Source organism: Citrobacter sp. VF227 (genome assembly GCF_052950715.1).
Genome location: NZ_JBRFVF010000002.1, coordinates 129,852 through 152,495, shown reverse-complemented (window position 1 = coordinate 152,495; position 22,644 = coordinate 129,852). Strand labels below are relative to the sequence as shown.

The 22,644-nt window shown below is 42.5% G+C and carries 16 protein-coding genes; 7 read left to right on the top strand and 9 right to left on the bottom strand.

Going from position 1 to position 22,644, the window contains the following annotated elements:
* Nucleotides 1-1,237: 1,237 nt before the first annotated feature.
* The gene (locus tag ACU8YC_RS08210; protein ID WP_446895200.1) at nt 1,238-1,825 is read left to right on the top strand and encodes a hypothetical protein; all 588 of its coding nucleotides are present in this window, start codon (nt 1,238-1,240) and stop codon (nt 1,823-1,825) included.
* Nucleotides 1,826-2,926: 1,101 nt separating this feature from the next.
* On the opposite strand, the gene ACU8YC_RS08205 is transcribed toward ACU8YC_RS08210, so the two are convergent.
* A complete protein-coding gene (locus tag ACU8YC_RS08205) occupies nt 2,927-3,505 on the bottom strand; it encodes an HD domain-containing protein (RefSeq protein WP_151217962.1) in 579 nt (192 codons plus the stop codon).
* Between the two features lie 362 nt (nt 3,506-3,867).
* Between ACU8YC_RS08205 and ACU8YC_RS08200 the strand changes: the two genes are divergently transcribed.
* Entirely contained in the window at nt 3,868-4,803 is a 936-nt protein-coding gene (locus tag ACU8YC_RS08200) for a LysR family transcriptional regulator (protein ID WP_151217963.1), read from the top strand.
* A 360-nt stretch (nt 4,804-5,163) separates the two neighbouring features.
* On the opposite strand, the gene ACU8YC_RS08195 is transcribed toward ACU8YC_RS08200, so the two are convergent.
* The 7 genes from ACU8YC_RS08195 to ACU8YC_RS08165 all read right to left on the bottom strand — a co-directional run bounded on the left by ACU8YC_RS08195 (nt 5,164) and on the right by ACU8YC_RS08165 (nt 12,838).
* Entirely contained in the window at nt 5,164-5,826 is a 663-nt protein-coding gene (locus ACU8YC_RS08195) for an EAL domain-containing protein (protein WP_210904909.1), read from the bottom strand.
* Nucleotides 5,827-5,859: 33 nt separating this feature from the next.
* Nucleotides 5,860-6,579 carry a fimbrial biogenesis chaperone gene (locus ACU8YC_RS08190; protein WP_187259697.1) on the bottom strand — a complete coding sequence of 240 codons (720 nt, stop codon included), beginning with the start codon at nt 6,577-6,579 and terminating at the stop codon, nt 5,860-5,862.
* Nucleotides 6,579-7,925, bottom strand: coding sequence for a fimbrial protein (locus ACU8YC_RS08185; protein ID WP_210904910.1), 1,347 nt, complete (start codon nt 7,923-7,925; stop codon nt 6,579-6,581). The genes ACU8YC_RS08190 and ACU8YC_RS08185 overlap by 1 nt, the downstream gene beginning before the upstream one ends.
* Before the next feature lie 13 nt (nt 7,926-7,938).
* A complete protein-coding gene (locus ACU8YC_RS08180) occupies nt 7,939-10,578 on the bottom strand; it encodes a fimbria/pilus outer membrane usher protein (RefSeq protein WP_210904911.1) in 2,640 nt (879 codons plus the stop codon).
* 46 nt (nt 10,579-10,624) lie between these two features.
* On the bottom strand, nt 10,625-11,356 hold the full coding sequence (locus ACU8YC_RS08175; RefSeq protein WP_247604983.1) for a fimbrial biogenesis chaperone: 732 nt from the start codon (nt 11,354-11,356) through the stop codon (nt 10,625-10,627).
* Nucleotides 11,357-11,409: 53 nt separating this feature from the next.
* Nucleotides 11,410-11,934, bottom strand: a complete 525-nt coding sequence (locus ACU8YC_RS08170) for a fimbrial protein (RefSeq protein ID WP_446895199.1) — start codon at nt 11,932-11,934, stop codon at nt 11,410-11,412.
* A 211-nt stretch (nt 11,935-12,145) separates the two neighbouring features.
* A complete protein-coding gene (locus ACU8YC_RS08165; RefSeq protein ID WP_151217968.1) occupies nt 12,146-12,838 on the bottom strand; it encodes a response regulator transcription factor in 693 nt (230 codons plus the stop codon).
* A gap of 1,708 nt (nt 12,839-14,546) precedes the next feature.
* Between ACU8YC_RS08165 and ACU8YC_RS08160 the strand changes: the two genes are divergently transcribed.
* The 5 genes from ACU8YC_RS08160 to ACU8YC_RS08140 all read left to right on the top strand — a co-directional run bounded on the left by ACU8YC_RS08160 (nt 14,547) and on the right by ACU8YC_RS08140 (nt 21,821).
* The gene (locus tag ACU8YC_RS08160; RefSeq protein ID WP_446895198.1) at nt 14,547-17,234 is read left to right on the top strand and encodes an autotransporter outer membrane beta-barrel domain-containing protein; all 2,688 of its coding nucleotides are present in this window, start codon (nt 14,547-14,549) and stop codon (nt 17,232-17,234) included.
* A gap of 99 nt (nt 17,235-17,333) precedes the next feature.
* Complete coding sequence (locus tag ACU8YC_RS08155; protein WP_151217970.1) at nt 17,334-18,476, top strand: glycosyltransferase family 4 protein; 1,143 nt, start codon at nt 17,334-17,336, stop codon at nt 18,474-18,476.
* A gap of 515 nt (nt 18,477-18,991) precedes the next feature.
* Nucleotides 18,992-19,699, top strand: coding sequence for a purine-nucleoside phosphorylase (deoD, locus tag ACU8YC_RS08150; protein WP_151217971.1), 708 nt, complete (start codon nt 18,992-18,994; stop codon nt 19,697-19,699).
* Between the two features lie 38 nt (nt 19,700-19,737).
* On the top strand, nt 19,738-20,901 hold the full coding sequence (gene tsgA / locus ACU8YC_RS08145) for an MFS transporter TsgA (protein ID WP_151225181.1): 1,164 nt from the start codon (nt 19,738-19,740) through the stop codon (nt 20,899-20,901).
* Nucleotides 20,902-20,987: 86 nt separating this feature from the next.
* Nucleotides 20,988-21,821, top strand: coding sequence for an outer membrane protein OmpK (locus ACU8YC_RS08140; RefSeq protein WP_446895197.1), 834 nt, complete (start codon nt 20,988-20,990; stop codon nt 21,819-21,821).
* 44 nt (nt 21,822-21,865) lie between these two features.
* Here ACU8YC_RS08140 and ACU8YC_RS08135 read toward each other — a convergent pair whose 3' ends face one another.
* Complete coding sequence (locus tag ACU8YC_RS08135; protein ID WP_151217974.1) at nt 21,866-22,552, bottom strand: Crp/Fnr family transcriptional regulator; 687 nt, start codon at nt 22,550-22,552, stop codon at nt 21,866-21,868.
* Nucleotides 22,553-22,644 lie beyond the last annotated feature (92 nt).

Below are 22,644 nucleotides of genomic sequence, written 5' to 3'. Positions count from 1 at the left end.
CATGTCAACGCCATGATCTTTGACCATTCTGTCTTAACTGGAAGTAGATATTTGACGGCGTGGGGGAAAGCATCTCGATATCCACCCCTGACACACATTGAGCAGTGCTGGAGTATGGATTTTGTGTCGGATAGTCTGGTTAACGGAAACCGTTTCCATGCACTGACTGTAGAGAATAATTTTAATCAGAAATGTCAGGCGTTCCATGCCAAAATATCATTGAAGACTGAGGACGTTGTCAGCGCAATAAAAGCGCTGAGAATGCAGGATAAGTGCCTGCTGGTATGTCTTAAGACAGAAAACGGCAGCGAGTTTATCTCAGATCAGTCTGGATAAATGGGCATATGAACAATGTAATCACGATGTACTTTTCCTTCCTGAAAACTGACAGATAACCCGTTTGTAAAGTTTCTGAAAGGCAAAGTGCCTTGATTTATCACCAGACTGATTCTGCAATCAAACTATTTATAGAAGGTGGTTATTTAACACGAGTCACAAAACGAAACGTTTAAATATTTTGGTGATACGAAATGAGATTTTGCCTAGTTTAAATGTGATGAATCTTATATATTCATAAATAATTTAAAGGATATAATTCCAACACAAAACTTAATGATAATACGAGCCATTGATGGCGAGGAAAAATTTATAATATTTTAATATTGGTCTCGTTGTTTATCACTGTGATGATCACTGAAGATAAAATCATTGCGACACTTTTTTTATATTCAATCCGGGCATCGCGGACACCAGGGAAAAGTCTATTTCGATTATATAGAGTCGGGGTTGGAGGTCGTTAGAATAATTGTTTTTCATATTTATATGTCATTTTTAATTGATGGCATTTAAGTTCCCCGAAATAACTTTGCAATTTAATCAATAAGTCAATATATACATTGGCAGCATCAGCGTGCTACACGTTTTATCATTGTCTTTTTTTACCTACTGATTATTGGATTTTTAAAAAAGATCTGACACCTTGACTGATTACAGAAAATCATGAGATTTTGGTACTTACATTACAAATTTAATACTATTTAAAATAATCATGATCCTGACAGTGGTAGAGTCGTTAACTCTGAAAATGTTCTAGTAATGTGAAATATATATACTCCTGCCACAATGTTGCAACGACTACAGTGATTGACTGCCAAAGTAGAACGCGTGATGAAATGGTATGACAACACGCAATAGTGCTGGAGAACATGACAAAGGATACAGACGCAAGGGTAAGCCGATGACAAAGATAGTCCCAAACACATTTTGTTTGTACAGCAATATCACGTTCAGCGCCCTGGTGGATGAACTGAATGATGAGTTCAGGCGTTTACAGCCAGGGCGGGACACTATGTGTGTGATGTTCACGGACGGGGATGCGGCTACACCACTACGAGTCAATCCTGCCTGCCGGAAAACGTTTTTTATTGTATCATTGGTCCGGTCGGTTTTAGACGTGTCGCCCAGTATACATGCTGGTGCGGACCTGGTCGTCAGTAAAAAAATACAACCAGCAGCGTTAAAACAGCAGATGTTGCGGGCACTGAGAGCTCGTGAGACAAACCGTTTTCGTCCTGCTAAAGAATGGAAACGAAAATGCGCTTCCATTACTGAACAGCAGGTTCTGGCGTTGCTTCTGCATGGCTATCCTACATCGCAGGTAGCTGAAAGGATGAATCTGACGGTGCAGGCTGTTAGCCGCTATCGGATATTGGCTGTGAAGCGTGCTGGGCTCAGGAACTTTAACGAACTGGTGCTGGACCACATAAAATACAACAGAGTACTGCCAGCTCTGTCTGAGAAAGGGAGCCGTGTATCAGCGAAATGAAATCATGTGACTGTAGTGACTTGTACTGGTACCTGCCACGTGTAAATCAACGTTATATACTGTGTGTAAAAATCATAATTAATGAAATCATATTATAACCAATAGTATTAAGTGTAGTTGCGACTTTATGCCCAATAGGATGCCATTATTCAATAAGTCATCTAACGGAATCTGACAATATGATCCCCGTATGGCTAACGCTTCTAAAATCAGTGATAGCAATAACTATACCTTTAACAAAAATACAGATATTAACTAAATCGATTTTAGGACGTTATTACGACTAAGAAATTTCGTTAATAACTGTCGTGAAGATAAATCAATATTCGAAACTAAGTTATTGAATAGTTGCTTTTTGTGGTTTATTTATTAAATAGTAGAGAATAATGATTTTCTTATTACACTTTAACCCTAATCAAGGCCAGTGCTTCATAATGGAGTGATTTATTTAATTAGTGACGCCTGAAAAGGATGCCATGAGCCTAGCAATCAAAATTATCCTGATTATTTTAGTTTTTTTTTTTGTTTTCGTGAATATGCTGCGATGTCTAAGAAGTCATGTGAATGGAAGTTGAGAATGAAAGATGAATGGTTAAATGAGATAGTCTGGATGGTGTGTCTCATTCTATGTCTTTTGTTTTTTTGGGGGATGCTTTATGTTTCCTCAATGGTGATATATGAATTGGTTATTATTGGTGAGAAGTTTCATTTTCGATACGGCAATAATCTATTGCCTCCCAGTACTTATTGTCTTTTATTTATATAAGAACAAAAAATAGTGTTCAAAAGAGTATTGCACGTACGCATGCTACCACTGCACATCCCGGCGCGCGAATGTCATTCCAGCGTTCATTTTAATGGGGGCTGTGAGATATCTTTTTTGGGCTAGATTTGATGCACTTGTTGGAACTAAAGTTGCGTACATTACTCCTTGATTAAGGAGCGCTTTACTACCGCCCGGTTGAATTCTGCAATTTTGTGCAGATACCCCTCGGACTGTTCATGAGAAAAGACTTTATATTTCGAACCAGGTTGGATTGGATAAAGTGAAAACGACTGGCCTGCCAATGATGGCATCTCGCGCAGCCGCCTTCAGGAAGATCACTGTTGTGCGCGCCCGGTAATTTTTTGGCGCGTATCCTCATTGAGAATTTCGCGCAGCTGCATGAACAAGGGATGCGTGCTGGTGTACTCCTGACCATAAGTAAGATTAAATGCATAATTGAAGTCTGGCGGATTAATCCCCTGGTTGTGCTGGAGGATCGTTTCGAGTTTGTCGAGTGCCTTGACGGCTCTGGCTTCCGGTGAAGCGGCACATTCGTATTCCTGCCAGAGTGACAGAATTTCCTCCCGTTGCTTTTCACCAAGCGCACGAGTGAGATGCAACAGCGCGTCTTTCTCCTGTTCTCCCTTATCCGGGTGCAGATCCCGCTCGACAGCGGGAATATCACCATGGATTGCTTCTCCCAGATCGTGAACGAGACACATCTTGAGAACTCTGAGCATATCTACCCCTGCTAATTCATCCTCAAAGATCATGGCCATCAGGCTCAGGCGCCACGAGTGCTCGGCCGTGCTCTCCGTTCTACCGGTAGAGGTATGCGCACTACGAAGCACACTTTTGAGTTTTTCTGCCTCCTGAAGGAAGCTCAAACGCTCTTTAATTTTTACAATATCCATGTCTTGCCCTTACCGGTCGTTGAGGATAGATATTCTATAGCCAGAGTGTTCCCGCGTGAAACAACTTGTCATGTTCGAGAGAAGCACAGATGAATGACATATAGCGACCGCTTTGGGTGAGAAACTGACATTGTAGTGGCCTATCTTTCCTGTTTTTTTGCTCTGGTTCTTGCTCTAAGGAGAGATTGTAGTGTCGTTTGTACATCAGAATCGGATATCATTATCTACTATTCAGGGCGCTTTGGCTGAGTTTGAGAGTTCATCCCCTCAATAAAGACTGCTTTTGAGGGCTAAAATAAATTACAATGTTCGATTGTTGAAATGTTGAGTTAATTAAAAGTATACTTTACTTGTGGGGTCATATGTATCGTAGCGGCTTTCCAAAAACACTGAGGTATAATAGCGACTTGCTGATTGTGTTATATCTCCTTTTAAAGTTGAAGAATGTAAAGGCGGTAGCGGCTCAACTTCACCTTACCCCACCAGCAGTCAGTCAGAAATTATCACGACTAAGGGAAATCTTTAACGATCCTTTGTTGGTACGAAGTAAAAAAGGGATGATTTTAACAACCCTAAGTGAAGTTCTTCTTCCAAGTCTTGAAAGTATTGTGCTGAAAATTGAAAGTTTCTACAACATCAGCGAATACTACAACAATACAATTATTCCATTAAAAAGAGAGTATGTGCTATCGGTTAATGCGGATACTCATTTTTACGAGGATATTGGGTTTCTTGATGCCTGTGTGCAAGAATCAGGTGGCGATCTCGATGTCTCTTTCTCTATCTTATTGAGGGATGATAATTCCATTCATGATTTACTTTCAGCGAAACTTGATTTTTATTTTGGCAATGTGAATGTATTGGAAGATAATTTAACGCGTATAAAGGTAAGCGACCTGGAATACTCATTCGCGGTAGGGAAGCATCATCCTCTTGCAGGGAAGAAAATAAAACTATCGTCAATTGATGAATTAAATGAGTTTAAATACATAGCCTTGTTAAGTTTACCGGAAAAACTAGAGGAAAAGTATAATGATGTTTTTGGTCGTGAGCCATTTAGACCCTTCATCAAAATACAATCAATCAGAACGATTGCTGACTTTTTGAATCGAAGTGATTACTTTTCTTTTTTAACCGTCCGTTCAATAAATAAGCTGGGATTATCACGCGTTTATGTCGGCACTGAAAGTATATTCTTACAGCAATATTTGTACTGGCATAAAAATATGGAAAATGATAGCTTTCATAGATATTTGAGAAATTCTTTTATTGAAACTTTATCAAAGAAAGATGTATGACATTAACTACGTAATGTCGGCAAGGGGGACAGGTGAATACGCACAATGTGTCGGTTGAATATTTTTCCGGCCAGATACCTATCCTTCGATTGTCCCGGTCATAACAGCCGTGGTCGTGCCGCGAACGTTGGCTCCTCCGTTCGGTTATCTATTCTTTTACACCCGATTTACGGACCTCATACGCCTGAGTTAGCTAAAGCGCGCGAGAGCAGTAACCCATCGATATCTGTCATCTCCTTTAAGGTTCTGACCATGGTAATAAATTTGAGCAGAAAATAAACGCAGGGGAAAACCTCAAAAGACGATCTTGTTCATCAGATTCAACAAATTAGAGGTATTGCCTATCTCGATTTGTGAAGATTACGGATAACAATACGTAAATAAATAAGGATGTTGTATATGAATTTCAGGCCATAAGAATCCTTGTAGAAAATTTGCTCCGCAACGAGTTGCGACTCTCTGTTGCTGGATATTTTCAATACCTTCTACTGTTACATTTTGAGTTAGCGTATGGCAATCGTATATAAATTGCCGTAAGTGTTCGGGCGTTTCGCTGAGAGTCCAGAACGCATGTTTATCGATTTTAATCCCATCAAATTTAAAAAGAAGTGAAGAAACGTCATCAAATAACGCTGGCGCAATGTCATCCAGCCAGATGGGGATATCGTTAGCACGAATCAGGTTTAGGTTGTGATTTAACACACGTGCCGCCGAGGGAGAAAGGCGACTAATATTTTCCGGATCCTGTAGTTCAATAATTATGTTGTTATGTAGTTCTGGCAGAAGCTGTTCTATAGCAAACATATCGCTTAATAAGGCAACGGGTAAGTTTAAATAATAACGAGAATAATCATTTCGCTGTTTGATTATATTTAACTGCTGTACCAATAGGGTTTGATGTGAGGCGGCACTCAGCGACGAAAAAAATGTCTCGCAATCCTGAGCAGGTAAAGGACCACTCAGGACTTCATAACCGTGAATTATCCGTTTTGTGACAGAATAAATTGGTTGTAAACGTAGCATTACGTGCATCATGTTCTCTTATCAGCAGCGCACTTAAAAGCTGCGGTTGCCTTTAACGATATTGCCATCATCATCAATCAATTCAAATGTAGCTCGCTTTGGCTCACCTAAGGAAACAATATCTGCATTGATTATTTTGGCGCTAAAGGGTGATAGCATTCCCGGATCAATTGTTTGCATGCTCTTTTCTCCTACCAGACTTAATGAGCGATAGGTTGCAAAATATGGCGTTGGATTACTTATCTTTATTGCCAGTCTACCCGGCATTCTTTGTGGCTCTATCTTTTGTTCTTCAACGACTTTATCTGGTGAAGGAGACAAGTTTTCCGGGCGGAAAAACAGTTTAAGCTGCAAACGAACCGCAACTTTTACCGCTGATAAACTGGCTGGTAGTTTCGTCTCTACTGGCGAGATTTCATACATATTCAGCCAGTATAATGATTCGCGATCGGTTGCCTGAGGTATGTGAGTGGCCAGTAGTCGGAGATTTTTTTTCTCTTGTGGTTCCAGACGAAAAACGGCAGGTAAAGGAATTACTGGAACGTTGTCTACCGTTTCCGGCGTATTTTTCAAGTCACCATTATCCACCCACGTTTGTACGATCACCGGATAACTATTATTGTTAGCCAGCAGTAACGAGCGTTCTCGATCGGACGCTGAAAACACCACTCGAGAGGACTCGATGGTCATCCCTGCCTGACAGACATTGCCGAGTAACAGGAGATGCAGAAGATATATTCTTAGCTTTTTCATTATTGTACCTGGATGATCACCTGTGCTGTTGCATTAAACTTACCCGGCGTAATGGTTTTCCCCGGTAAAGCCTTAAACGTGGCGTTTATTGTTTTTGTGTAGGTTGTAACTCCATTCACCACTGAACCTGCGGAAGCATCATCCAGCACCGGATACCATCCGACCGCATTGCCACCTAATACCGCTCCGCTGAGCGTGCTGAGGAGATTCAGCGGCGAGCCGTTGGCTCGGGTAAACTGGATGCCCACACCGGTAGCGATATTTGGAGAAGAGTTGTAATTATCGGAAAGGAGATAACTGACGCCGGAACCTGCCGTACCAAAGCCTTCCGAAACAGCGGCAGCGGCGTTAGCTGGATTGACCAGAATTCCCATCGCGGTCTGATTTGCGGCAACACCGCTGACAAAGGCACCAACACCCGTATTGGCTGGACTTCCCGTTTGACAGTTAAAACGGATAGCTATAGGTTTCTGCCGTGTTACGCCCGACGAAAGTTCTGAAACAGAAATTGTCGGAAAAACGACAGTTGGCGTCACGTTTGTCACCGAACAGGTCGCTGAACGACGGATATATATACGGTTATACAAATTTACAGCGCCGGGCCAGGCATTATACCAACCACTATATTGTGAGTTTGAGTCGCTGCCGATGGTCAGACCGGATGAAAAGCCTCCTCCCTGGAATGCAATGTAGGTGGCTGGCTGTGAATGTGGGTAAATACCTGTAAATACCGCTCCCGCGCTTCTGTCGAGTCGAAAGAGCTCAATCCTGGTGTCACTGAAGTCTTTGGCTTTTACCAAAATCCAGCCCAAAGAATCACGATCGAGATTAGTTAGCGGTCTGGATTTCCAGTAACGGCTGTAATATTCACCGGTCACCATATTGGTTGCACGTAGTGCCATTCCGCTGGCATAGGTTTGATAGCTTTCCGGTAACCCGTTGCTTGCACCGACTTCGACTTGTCCACCATATGTTGAGTCACCGTTAGTGGCATAGTATTCATACAACTTGCCGTCTTCGCTGGCAGTACAACGAAATAGAATTTGGTCGCTGTTGTAGGACTGAGCGCCGGATTGCAAGACGTTGACAACGCCGGAAGCGATCAAAGTCCCATTTGGTTGAAAAGTACTGTTATTAATATTTATTACCGTGGGTAATGTCCCTGCAGAACCCGATGAATCGGTAGCTCCATCCCAGTTCGCCGCCGTGCCTTTTCCTGGCTCGGTGTAATAATTAGAGCTTGAGTTAGTATTAGTCGTAGTGATTCGATAGCAGGCGGCCCATGTAGGCTCAACCAGCAGCAACGCAAACAGCATCAGAAACGCCACAGATATTCTATTATTCATGATTTATTTCCCATCAGATACTGATGCATGGCAGGTCGAGTCTGTAAAGGGACTGCGATATATCGGTGTCCTGTAAGTCATACTTTAAGAGACATTGTTCGGATGGCGATTCACCCCATTTCACACGCAGCGTTCCTTTTTTCTTTGGTGCGCGGGCATACACCTGATTTCCCTGGCCGACGAGACCAATAACAGTGTCTTTACTGTCATAAACATCCGCCCCTAACGGGAGACTTCCTTCAGCTTTTCGCTGGATCTTGATTAACAGGGGATATCCGACCAATGTTCTGAAGCGCACCTTGACGACTGCTCCGGCATAAGGTGCTACGCGTTGCTGGTTTTCGGCCAACTCCGCGCTCTGGTTTTTTATACCTTTGGCGTCGAGGCCGATATCGTTGTACCGATAAGGCACCAACGAAGGGACAATGGCATATCCAAAGTTGTTAATTTTTGCCCCCATACCGTTTTGAACCTCTGCGCCATCTACACCTTCAGCTTCGATAACACCAAAAGTATCGCCAAGGTAGGGACCAAGTGTAACGCCACCAGAATGGGCAACCAGAGCACCACGTAAGCTTGCCCCCCCTTGGGTGTAATCACGACTATGTGATGCGCTACCGTTAACTGTGACCCAAGGCAATTGTTGGGTGACGTTTGCGCCTACGGTAGTGCCGGTTCCTGCGTTGTCATAAGCCCCATTCACGGTGTAACTAAGTGCTTGATTTTCTCCCAGCGTCCCAGTGAGTGAACTTTGATAAAAGGTGCTGCTATCGTCTCCGGATTGGTGGCTTACGCCAGTGGTCAGAATAGGCGAACGAGAACCTTCACCAAACGGGACCGTGATTGAAAACATCAGGGTGTTTTGCGTACGACCAGAATAACCAGAAGCATTATTGCTATAGCCTTGTGAAGACTGCACGCCATAACGAGTGCTGCCGGTTTGCTGCCTGCTCAACGAGAGGTTATAACTGACTGAACCCCAGCTATTGGAGTATCCCATCTGATACTGCGTGTCGCGGCTACGACGGTCACGATAATCGCTGGTTGAACCAGAAACGTAGAGTTGCCCGTAGCTGGATAGCCCCTGACTTATTGTCAGTACGAACTGATTTTTCTGTTGATAGGTGCTGGAATTCCATGTGCCGTTGCGATCGTGCGCATCGCGCAAACCTAGTACATCGCCGAGATCGCGGTAGCCATCGGTCGAGTATCGATAGCCCGCCAACGCGACAGTAGTTGCCGTCGGAGAAAATGTACGACTATAGGTGGCTCCCAGACGCCAGCCATTAAGGTTTTCACCCAGAATATCCGCTCGCGAATAAACGGCATTCAAACCCAGCGCCCCTAACTGATTAGTGAAGACAAAACCGCCCAGCAAAGACTGATACCCCTGCGAAATTCGTACACCACTATTCGCCGTTATGGCATTGCTTAAGCCAGTTTGCCACGTCAGATCGGTGAAATTTGCGTCACTGTCGCCAATGTCCCGTACCTGCCCGGCAGAGAAATTCACATGGGAACGTCCAGGCCGCATGGAGTTTGGCACGGCAGAAAATGGTACGGTAAATGACGAAATACGCCCATCGGCTTCCTGAATTTCAACAACTAAATCCCCTTCATAACTGGTGGGGTAAAGGTCATCAATGACAAATGCTCCCGGCGTCACGGTGGTTTGATAAATTTTATTGCCTGATTGAGACACAGTGACTTTTGCTGCAGTAGATGCAATACCGCGAATTGTTGGTGCATAGCCTCGTTGAGATTCCGGCAACATACGATCGTCCGTTTCCAACTGGAGTCCGCGAAATCCAATACTGCTAAACAGATTGCCAGAGGTATAACTGTCGCCCAGTGTCAGTTGACTGCGCAAGGCCATGATAGGTCTCTGAACATAAGTTCGTAGTGGTGTCCAGTGGTTGCTGCCTGGACCTGAATCGCTAGAATAACGGTTATAGTTTGCCTGGTGGCGGAATTGCCACAACCCTAGGTTTAACCCGGCGTTGAGGCCTAAATAAGTAGATTCTGACGTCTGACCAGACGTATCAGTGCGATAGTAGTTCGTATCATAATTCGCAAACGCGACTGTTTCTCCCGCAGACAAATCGCCTGCAGAAACTTTGCCACGAGGGGTACGCACCATGAGTGCCTGAGGAATAAATAAATCCAGTCGTAACCTCGCAAAGTCAAAATGGTTTGACGAATCTTTAATCTGACTTTCCAGCGTTGCACATTGCGCCGTATGATCTACTGGCGTAATACTCTGTGGGTCGACGCCACCTTTGGTTAACAGTTCTTGCGATAGGCAAGGAGATACCTTTCCCTGAGCATTGGGCGCAAAAACGAGCGATTCTCGGGAATAGAAATTACCGTTAATAAAAATATCGACCTGATACGTACCAGCGGCAACGCTATTTGCATGGTTAAACCGCGCAATGATCTGTTGGTCTTTTGCGTTACCAAGCAGCATGGCATCATCAAACTGATATTGGTTTTCAGCCTCCAGTTGAGTTTCGGAAAACGCAAAAGATGGACATAAAATTAGAGCGATGAGTAAGCATTTGATAGGAATTCTCCGCCCCGAAATAAGACGGAAATAAACCTGACTACTTGGTACATTGCTATGCAAAGTTTTAGCTTCTGGAATGTACAGCATCCATTCCTCCAGTAATTGAATAAACTCTGCACTCAGAGTTGAAAAGTTAGTTTTTGAGTGGAGCTTCAGCACTCGTATGACCACCGTAGTCATTCACCAAAGTAAATTTAACTTTCAACGGTTTTGAAGAAAGCCGGCTATTTTTAGCGACCCAAAGCATTTGAGTTTTGGGAGCAACCATACTGGCAGGAAAAGCAATTTTCTGTGTACCAGCAATAACGTCTGCACTAATGAAAGAGGCATAATAACCTGAATCATTAATCACGGTGAGCTGTACATTTCCACGTTCTTCTTTAACGGAAAAATGAATCTGATTCACCACGTCATCAACACTGCCAATGATCGTTTTTGGTCTGTAAAATATTTTATTTCTGTTTCTCAGAACGACGACCATTTGGTTTTGTGCTTTGGCCATATTCTTCGGTGGAATTTGCACAAAGTTAAGATAAAAAACAGATTCGCGATCTTGAGGTAGATTCTTTCCAGTAAAAAAAAGGCGCACCGATTGACCTGTTCTGGGTTCAATACGAAATAAAGCGGGCACCGCCATAAAAGGGCCATCGGCATTATCTGGGGTAGATGCTGGATTATTTTTATCTGACCAGATTTGCATTATATAGGGAATGTTATCATTATTAGTAAATTGTAAGGTTTCAGATTGAGCATCCCCTGGATAAATGACCCTGGTGTTGAGCATTACCACACTAGCCATTACTGGCGTGGTTACTGTTAAAACTAATGCAGCCCACAATAGCGCGTTGAGGATTTTTCTTGGCATTATAATTTCTCGTGTATAAATACCCCTTCCATAAACTGGAAGGGGATTGGTGCTTATTGGTAAGACACAGCGTACTGTACGCTTCCCAGAACTGAGCCAGCGGTAGCAACGCCTTCGGCATAGTATTCAACTGCAAAGTCATAGGATGCTGAAGTTGCGTTAGCTGCAAGGTTTAAGCCAGGAGAGCCAGTTTGACCTGTCAGAGCTAACGGTGTAGTTGGGTTTGCAGGATCAACCAGTTGTAATGAAACATTCGTTGCGCTACCGGAGTTTCCCATACGACCATTACTGGTCAGGTTATTTCCGACAAATACCGTTTTGATCGCGGTTGCAGAGGTGGTAGCTGTACAACCACTCAGAGAAACAGCGAAAGGCGTTTGGCCCGCGGTCTGACCGGAAGCAGCCAGGGCAGATTTAGGCACCGTAGGCAAAAGAACCAGCGGTGAAGAGGCATTGCCGTTAATACTAACAACGCACGTTTGATCGGCTACTTCACCCTGAAAACGAATAGTGTTATCCGCCACTGCTGAAGCCGAGATAGCAACAGTACAAATGAGAGCTAGCGTCATTCTTTTCATATTTAATTTTCCTTATTTCTGAATCAAGCATATAACAATGTTATTTGCCAATATATAACTACACTTTTACGTCTCTCTCATTAATGCAATGTCTTAATTAAAGAGCCAGCAAAATCCGTTATTGAAATGGGTAACTGTATGTTTATTAAGGTGTTTAATGAAACTACATGATCAATATTTGTATTCGATATATTTTTAACTGCAACGCCTCCTATTCAATCAGGTTCTCACCAACAAGTATCTTATATAACTCACTAATTGACCTGACGTTAAATTTTGCATAAATATTAGAACGATGCGTCGATACCGTCTTTACGCTGATAAATAGTAAGTCGGAAATTTCTGAGCTACTTCTTCCTTTCATTATTAGCTTCAGGATTTCACTCTCTCGACTTGAAAGTGAAAGGTAATGAAGCGCATTCTTTTCTTTCCTTCTATAGCTTTCATTCGATTCTTTTGCTAACAATATGTTAAGTTCGTGATTTATAATGCTTGAGTAGATCTCTACTGGATCATTTCTTTTTAGTACAATATCGCAGAAGGTATTATAAAAATAAGCATTATGCTTATAGTCCCAGTGACTGCATATCGCCACAGTTTTTACAGTTCGATGAAGCTTTGCTATTTTCTCAATTACCCTAATTTTTTCCGAAAAAAAAACGGCATCAAAATCAAATATGATCAATGAACTGTTTTCATTTTTCAATAGGCTCCTGAAAACCTCATTCAGGTCTATGACATCTGTAAGAATAAAGTTTACCTTCTGATAAGTTGGAAGCTTCCTGATTTCTGATAGTAGATTACTCAGCGCAAATTTCAGGAGATTATCTTCACTAAACACGATGAAATTAATGTTCAAATTTGACAAATAATGCGTCCTATCACCAGTTATCGGTAATGTCATTAATATCCTCACTTTGTATATGTAATTATCTTATTTTGATTAAGTCTGCGTATATAAGAAAATACCCATTTGAACTAGGAATCATCTCATCCACCAGGATGAGATGTATAAAGTTCTTGTTATGTAGTCTATGTTGAGCCAGGAACCAGTAGGCTTTTATAAAATGGTTTTATCCTAAAATCAATGCAATGCTAAATCAGAGGCCTTTTGTATACTCCAGATAAACTCAGACAGAACCTATGCTATTTAATGATGAACATGCTCTTTAATGAGTATATTCTTTGTGACAGTTGTCGACTTTTTTCTGTAGCAGACGCCTATCTATGTTCCAGTATTCATCTCGTAACGCCCATTAAAACTCTTTGGTTCAGCGCCTCAACGGTTCTGCTAGTTGTCGGATAACCAAAAAACAACGCTATAACTACTGATTACCCAGATAATTCTTAATAGATTACCCACACTCAGGCCAGCCACTTAATATAATGATTGTTATTTAACACATTTATAACAAAATACTTCTAACTACGTTAGAAGAGGTTGCAACATTGACTAATAGCAGATGCTCTATTGCAAATTCTTTGTGGTGTGGTTCCATTTCCCCACGCCAGAGGAGCAGTTATATACGACGGCAATCGACGCATCTGTGTTCCTGTGTAATCGTCTTTACTTCGGTCTTTTCATGTCATCACTGTTTACATTATCTATAAAAAGTGACAGTTAGAGATAGTGCGTTTACGACAGAGATCATGGATATAAAATCCAATATTCGAATCTCGCGACGAATACTCATTCATATCGCACCGTGTTAACCAGTGGGAAGCTGGCTAACTATTGTTCTCATAACTCGTATTGCGCCTAATGTGTAACTATTTTGCTGTTAAGCCGCGAAGTACAAAAGTGTTAAATCCTAAATAATGCATAGAAATTTCGTTACGCAATAAATATTACATTTTAAATGAAGTTAGTGAAAGTTATTTTTTCTAACTGAGGGGATAAGGATTATTTATTTCATCATAATTTTTACTGTTATATTAATGAAAATGTTTTATAAGAAAATAACTTTTACAATGGTCTAACCACGTCATAAATTAACAATCTAAACTCCTCCTGAGTTTTTATTAAGTTCAGATAATATGGAAGAAACATTTACTCGGTGTCAACTTATCCAGTAATTCGCTCGAAAATTATCATTTGTATTTTTATAACAACCTTTCTGTGATTACATGTTCATTATCCAACATACTGAACTATAAGGTGACAATAATTATTACTGTGATGAGACAAGCTCAATACCAACCACGGGTTCATCTGTTACCGCCAACGTGATCTGTGATCCTTCTCACGTAATGTAAATTTAGCTTCAGGCGCTCCAGTTACACTCATCCGATGCTTCAAAAAATATAATTTTTTTATAAGGTTAGACCGTTATATAAGAAAGCGCCCAGAACAAATGGGTGTTTTCTTATATATAAGACAATAACAATAAAAGATAATAACAAAAATAAAATAGGGATATTTAATAACGTTATTATAAACAATAACCGAAGACATAACTCATTGATATAAAAACTAACCTGGCATTTTTTTAAGAATAGCGCCATGAGACAGGATGCAGGCAATTCATATATCCGAAATATAGAAACCTTTTATTCATCAAATGGTGAATTTTAAGAGTTACATTTTTACAACATTTAATTCCTTCCGGGAGATGACTGAACATATGAACATTTCACGTATGCGCAACATTAACTCAGTAATATTTAATAAAAAACTGCTTGCCAGTTTGATTACTCTTTTTGTTAGTCCGGCCTATGCTGCAGGAGCATGTGACTATATCTCACCAGTGGCTCCTGTTCCTGGAGTAACCTGTTCATTAGTCGATGACTGGAGGAATATTAATATTAACAATGATATTCTTAAAAGTGATAACCTTGCCCCTGCTTATCATTTTGAGTCTTACCATGCCGATAACATTACTTACAAAACAGTTATTAATCTGGAAGATGGGAAAACAATTACGTCAGATGTTACAGGCATTATGGCTTTAGGGTTTCCTTTGGCGTCATATGACTCTCATGGAGAGCCATATGTAAATGCAGAGCAAATTGAAATTAATGTTTCAGGGAATATATATACTGGTAGATCCACCGATATTGATGGTTCTGCACCACAAGAACCAATTGTAGGGCCTTCTGGCTCTATGATCTTTGCCGAGAATAATATTCGAGAGACACAACATTCGGGTATTTATATGGCGGGGGCTTCTGGTATGCTCTTAGGTTTGGGTGTTGTACATCAGAACGTAGATAGTCAGATTATCAATAAAAGCGCCAGCAAGGATACTGCGGCTGTTTATATTAAGGCTCTCGAATCCCGCGTTACAACCTCCGGTATTATTCGTTCTCAGGTTGGCGATGCAGTACGACTACAAGATACAGGCCCCGTTTATAATTATAGCAGCGGGGGATATGTCATTCACGACCCAGAAAATATTTTTGACGTTAAACTTCAGGCTGGTAGCGTCGTTGAGGGGGGAGCTGAAGGGGCTGGTCTGAAAATTATCGGTGGCGCTACCTCTAATATTATTATTGATGCAGGTGCAACATTGGGGGCTCTATCAGACATTGCTATTAGCGCTGATGGTTATGAACATTATGGTTATAATGATTATGGTGAATTTGTATCGCGTCATTATACGGGCGCGGAGACAAACATCACGAATGCAGGAAGTCTGAATGGTGTTATTCAACTGACTAGCGGAAAAGATACCTTCATTAATGAAGTGACTGGTGTCTGGAATGTTAGAGAGTGGTCAGATTCTGATCGTGATGGCATCAGGGATACCATTGCACCTGTGGCAACAAGTGACTTTGGTGGTGGAACAACAGAGTTAATCAATCGTGGACAAATTATACTGGCGGCCAACAGTGATGGAACCCCTAACGATGCACTCTTTCAAAATCTGAATACATTTAAAAACCAGGGTCGATTGACATTGGCCAACGGTGTTGCAGGCGATCGGTTCATAATTGGAGGTGATTACATTGGCGATCAAGGTGTAATTGAACTTGATACTCATCTTGGAAGCGACGACTCTCCGTCAGACAGAGTGATTATTAATGGCTCGACATCAGGTCAAACCTATCTATCGGTTAATAATATTGGCGGGAAAGGTGCTCAGACAGTTGAAGGCATCAAGGTTATTGAAGTCCAGGGGGCCTCATTAGGTGAATTTGTACAGCAAGGCCGTATTGTCGGTGGTGCATACGAGTACTATCTGCATAAAAATGGTGTGAACGACCAAAATGGAGATTGGTACTTGCGATCGCAACTTCCTGCAATAATACCGCCGACTACGGACCCAGTACCACCTATTACTGACCCAGTACCGCCAACTACTGACCCAGTACCACTTACCCCTATTAACAGGCCCGAACCTGGCAGTTATATGTTTAATCATATGGCAACAAATACTCTCTTTTTGCTACGTCTACACGACCGCTCAGGGGAGACTCAATATACAGATATCCTGACAGGAGAGGACAAAGTAACCAGTTTGTGGTTACGCCAAACTGGTGGACACAACCGAGCCAGTGACAACAGCCAGCAGTTGAAAAATCAGGGGAATCGCTATGTCACTCAGATTGGGGGAGATATCGCTCAATGGAGTAGCGATGGCCTGGATCGCTGGCATCTCGGCCTGATGTCGGGATATGCGAGACAAAATAGCAATACAGTATCTGAATACTCTGAATATACATCCAGCGGCTCCGTTGAAGGGTACAGTGTGGGTCTTTACGGTACGTGGTATGCCAATAATAAGGATAAAACAGGTAGCTATATTGATACATGGGCACTTTATAACTGGTTTGATAACGAGGTTAAAGGTGAGCAACTCGCAACGGAAAAATACAAATCCCGTGGGATCACTGCCTCACTTGAAGCGGGCTATACTTACAAGCTAGGAGAAAGATACAGTAATGGTGATAAATACTTTCTTCAGCCCAAAATTCAGCTTGTGTGGATGAATGTCAGAGCTGACGAGCACACAGAGCGCAACGGTTCGCGAATCTCATTTGAAGGCGATGGTAATATTCAGAGCAGAGTTGGTGTCCGGGCTTATATCAATGGTCACAACACGATTGATAACGGGAAAGATCGCCAATTCCAGCCGTTTGTTGAAACGAACTGGATCCATAACACCCGAGCTTTTGGTGTAACTGTCAATAACGACTATAACAATATTGATGGAACTAAAAACATTGCTGAATTGAAGGTGGGGGTCGAAGGACAACTGTCCAAAAACGTGGATTTGTGGGGCAATGTGGCACAACAGCTGGGAGATAATGGTTACAGCGACACCCAGGCTATGTTGAGCCTTAAATACCGTTTCTGACCACAAAGGAAATCAGTCAAGCTTGTTATAGTTGACTGATTTCATGATTAACCTATTGATATTGCTACATGCATCTCAGATTGTACAACAGGAACAACTATGCAACCTCGGGTTTTAATTGTTACAACTGAAGCTCCTGATATATTTTTCAGTGGCCTTAGCTTCTTTAATCAAGAGTTTTGGGCGGAGTTAAAACGTCGCAACTATCCTTTTAAAGTTTTATATCTGAATAACCAAAAAACACGACCATCCCAATTGGCTGACTATGAGGTAATAGTTGAGCCTGCTTTACCTTTTGATTCATCGTTTGAGTCTCTTGTATTAAACGTAGCATGGAGTACATCACAGAAAATCGCTCCAATTTTGAAGGAATTCAATCCAGATGTTATCTCTGTACACGAGAATACTCCATTGCTTCCGTTCTATTTCGAATTGGAACGTGTTCAGTTCACTCTGCATTCAAGCTATATAGGCATGCAGCATTATCTAACCCGGACGCAAAAAGGTATGCAGAATTATTGGGAACAACGAATCGCCGTCAGGCAAAGTGGTGCTCTCATATTGCATAGTAATTGGGCTCATCGTTCAGTTATTGATTTTGTATCCGCTGATAGTATTACACCCAATATCTTTCCTATCGGCGTTGACTTCACTCACTACCCGACAAAGAAAATACATCATCCTGAAGGGAAGATTGTCATTAGCTTTTTTGGACGTTTTACTGATATTGTTAAAAACTTTTATGTTTTTCGCGATGCTATCAACACATTACCTTCGTCATATCGAAATCGCGTGGAAGCAAGAGTCTATGGCCCTGAAAAAATCCCTGATTATTTGGTAAATGAGGGGTTTAAAGGACTGACATTCGTTCAGGGAGAAGATAAAAAACAAGCGCTGGCTGAAACTGATATTGTCGTTTTCCCAAGTATACAAGAAAGCTACGGAATAGTGGGGCTGGAAGCATTACTATCAAACTGCGCGCTTATCGCTACACCAGGGTTAGGTATGGATAGCTATATGAAATCTGAATATAGCTGTGAACCAACGGTTTCCGCGATACAGAATAAGATTATAGGCTATTTATCAAATGTGAAAAAACTGCGTAGCGATCAAGCTGAGAATACTTTTCGAAATAGCGTCAACCGCTCTGAGTTTACTCTTGGGAAAATGACTGAGTCGTATATAAAAGTCTGGAAGGAACTGTATGAAAAAAATTTAGCATCATCATTCGGCAATAAATAGAAAGTTGATAATCACAAAGATGAGAAAAAGTTGTACCCAATACCACGACACTTTTTTCTGATTATGTGTTCTTCTGAGAAAAAGATTGGCAGTGACGGTAAGGTAGCTAAATTTCCAGCAACCACCGCATTGAGCGGCATTGATGATTACGAGTTAGAATCAGTCTTGCATCGGGGAAGTCTGCAGAAAGAAGAAAATTTCTGAGCCCACTTTCTACATCTATGGACTCCCCGTTTTGTACGTACAGAATTTTGTTTTGCGTTGTAGCTTTCATCTATCCGGCCAGGAAGATCACTTTTCGCATTTACTTTTCGTAAAAATGAGGTGAGTGGCATATCGGATAAAATGCTCTGCTTATGCGCAGGAGGGGAAAACAAGCTCCCTGTGCAACCCCCCGCATCTAACTCTCAGAAATGAGAGGCCGATCCTCTGAGCAGGACTTTTGTCCTCAATCCTCTTCAAACGTCTGGTTACAATCCCTGCATATCTCCAATACTCATAATTCAGGAATTGTTATGACTGCACATATTAATGCTAAAGCGGGTGATTTTGCGCCAACCGTGATTATGCCGGGCGATCCGCTGCGCGCTAAATTTATTGCCGAAAATTATCTTATGGATTACCGCGAAGTTACCAACGTGCGCAATATGCTGGGCTATACCGGTCTTTATTTTGGGCAACCTGTTTCGGTGATGGGACACGGCATGGGTATTCCGTCTATGACGCTATACGCCCATGAGTTGGTACATGATTTTGATGTGAAGAGAATTATTCGCGTTGGTAGCCTGGGGGCAACACAACAGCATGTAAAAATGCGCGACATTATCCTGGCTCTTGCTGCCGGAACGGACTCTGTCACAAATTTAAAACGTAGCGCGGGCTACACGATGGCGACATCCGCTCACTTCCCATTACTACAACAAGCGTGGATGCTGGCGCAGAAGGCCGGGATTGACATTAAAGTCGGCAATATTTTTAGTGGCGATCTCTATTACGATCCTGACGAAAACCTCATTCCGGCACTGGAAAAGTTTGGTGTACTGGGTGTGGATATGGAAGTGGCCGGCTTATACGCCTTAGCACACCAATTTAATATTGAAGCACTGGCTATTTTAACGGTGTCCGATCATTGCCTGACAGGCGAAGAAACCACGGCAGAGGAACGACAATTAACCTTTAAAAATATGATTGAGCTGGCGCTAAATACAGCCGTTACGGCTTAGCAGAGGCTTTTAATTGAACCAATCAGGGATGTCATTATATGAAGAATAAAATAGCGCTTACACTGATTAGTTTTCTGGCAAATTTTATTATGGCGGGGTTTGCCAGTCAGTTTGGAATGCTGATTGAACCGATTGCGGTACGTTACAGTGCTGATGTGAATACCGTTGCTTCGATATTTTCGCTGCTTAACGGTGGGGCGTTAGCTGGGACCATTGCTGCCTTTTTCCTGATAGAAAAAATTGGCGTCAAGCGAATGACGTTTATTATCTATTCGATAGTGTTCCTTTGCGCTCTGGCAATGCACTTAAGCCCTGGCTTATGGCCAGTGATGGTCGCCATGACTCTGGTGGGATTCTGCGGTGGGATTGGTCTGTGCGTGGCGGGAACGATTGTCGTTTCGGTGTGGCAGGATCGCATTCAAAGTACGATGCTGGTGGTGCAAGACGCCACCTTTAACGTCGCAGGCGTTGTTTTCCCGCTGATCACCACCTTCGCCCTGACGCACAATATGTCATGGAGTTACAGCTATCTGAGCGTTGGTATGGTGGCCTTACTTACGTTAGGTGTTGTGGCGCTCACTCGTTTTACTGCCTGTGAAACCGCACCTGCGGAGGATCGGACAGACGCGGTGAAATCTGAGTGGAACCCAGGGATTATCAGCGGAGGAATTGGTCTGTTCTTAGGTATGTTGGCGTTGTATACCTTCCTGACCTGGGCACCATTATTTGTGAAGAACAAATTTGGCATTCCTTTTGAAGAAGCTGGCAATATTATTACGCAATACTGGGGAGCGGCGTTGGTTGGGGCGTTAGTATCAACCGTCATTGTTTCTCGTGTAAGGATACATTATTTCCTGTTGAGTATTATATTGCTCGCTTGCGTAATTACTACCATTATTGTATCGAAAGAAAATATCTCCGGACTTGATTATCTGGCATATAGTTACGGATTTGTTTGTGCGGCGCTGTATAACTCCTTCATCGCCTATGGAGTTTCATTTGTGAAGCGCGCAAGTAGTCAGAACGTTTCTTATATTTTAATTAGCGGTAGCGCCGGGGCCATGTTTAGTCCAGCGATCAGTGCGTTAATGGAAAAAACAATGGGATTGCAGAAAATCATGTACGCAATACCAGTATTATATTTAATTATCTTTATCATGTTGATAGGTACATTAAGACTTAAACGTAACAAAGTGCAGTAATAACACTTACCTCTCTAATTAGATAGTCAGTCGCCACACCATTTATTTGGTGGGGTGGCACTCAACCTTGCTCAAAGGAATTGAAAATGCTGAAGAATAAATTAATGATTAAAAAAGCTGTTCTGGGCGCAGTCGTTGCTATGAGCTGTACGCAAGCGCTTGCTGCTGATTATACCGATGGCAACATCCGAAAAAATGATTTTAACTGGATGCAGATCAACTTAATGCAAAGTGTGGATGCGAAAGTGCCATATGGTATTCGTAATGACACTTATCTGGAACTGGAGTTTGGGGCACGTTCCGGAATTATCGATCTGTATGGTTATGTCGATTTCTTCGATATTTTGGACCGCAAGCAGGATGACCGCCACGGCGGCGATAACTTCTTCGCCAAGATATCCCCACGGTTTTCCCTGGATGCTCTTTTTAATAAGGATTTATCCGTTGGGCCGTTTAACGAATTCTATATCGCAACGGTAAATAACATTGGCGACCGGGAGTTATTTGAGCATTATGTCGGTCTGGGCACGGATGTTAAGGTTCCGTGGTTTGGCCTTGTGGGAATGAACATCTATGCGCATTATGTGCGAGAAAACTACGGTGCGGATAATGAAGGCAAGTGGGATGGCTATATGTTCTCGACCAACTGGTCGACGCCGTTCTATACCTTTGCCAACGGCAGCTACCTGAATTATCAGGGTTACTTTGACTATCAGTTCGCCGCTAACAAGATTGCTAATCAACCGTTATACAGCAATAACGCGATTGAATGGTATAACGGCATCTACTGGCATTCAGAGCATTATGCGGTAGGTTATGGCCTTAAGTATTTCCGTAACATGGCATTGATGGAAAATCACGGTGGAGCAGGGCGCACCACCGGACTCGGTCACTATTTCAACCTCAGCTATAAATTCTGATTGTGCTGAACTGACACACTTACCCTCTTTGCGGGGATGGTGTGTCAGTCAATGATGTCATTGCCGAGGAATTTTCGTAGCCCATCCAGATCCTTAATTTCCAGTCCTTGTTTCGTGCGCGTTACCAACCCGGCATCCGTCAGGGCTTTAACCGCCCGCCGATAGACCCGATCGGTGGTACCGAATCGTTCTGCTTCCTGATATTTTTTATGGAAACCATCCATCGGTTGTTTGTTCTGATGCTGGCGATACAGGTCATACGCCACGTTATGAACGATAGGGTAGAGCATCCGGTGCAGGAAGATTTCCAGCATATCCTGATAATCAATCGCCATCGCACTGGCAAAAAATATCGCCAGTCTGGGATGTTGGTTCAGCGCTTCTTCCAGACGTTCGCAGCTACACACCGCCACGGTCAGCGGCTCTTCGGCCACGATATCGAGCTGGCAGCGATACCCGGTAAAAAACTCCATTTCACCAAACAGTTGCTCATCGCATTCCATTGCGCCAAGCTGAAAACGGCGACCATTTTCCGCACTGTAACGCAGGGAAATTCTCCCTGATTGCACCATGATAAGTCGATCGACTACCTGTCCCTGGTGATAGAGATACTCATCTTCGTGGATAATCTGCGTTTCAGAGAGTAGCTCCTGGAATATCTTCTCAATTAAGGCATCATCCTGCTGCCAGATATTGTGAAAACGACCTTTTGTGAGGGGCTTAAGCTGCATGACTCAACGTCTTAGTGTTTGCGAAAATTCTTATCACTGACTGTATGCTATCTACTGCTTAATGTCATTAAGAGCAGGTTTCGGACAATAAA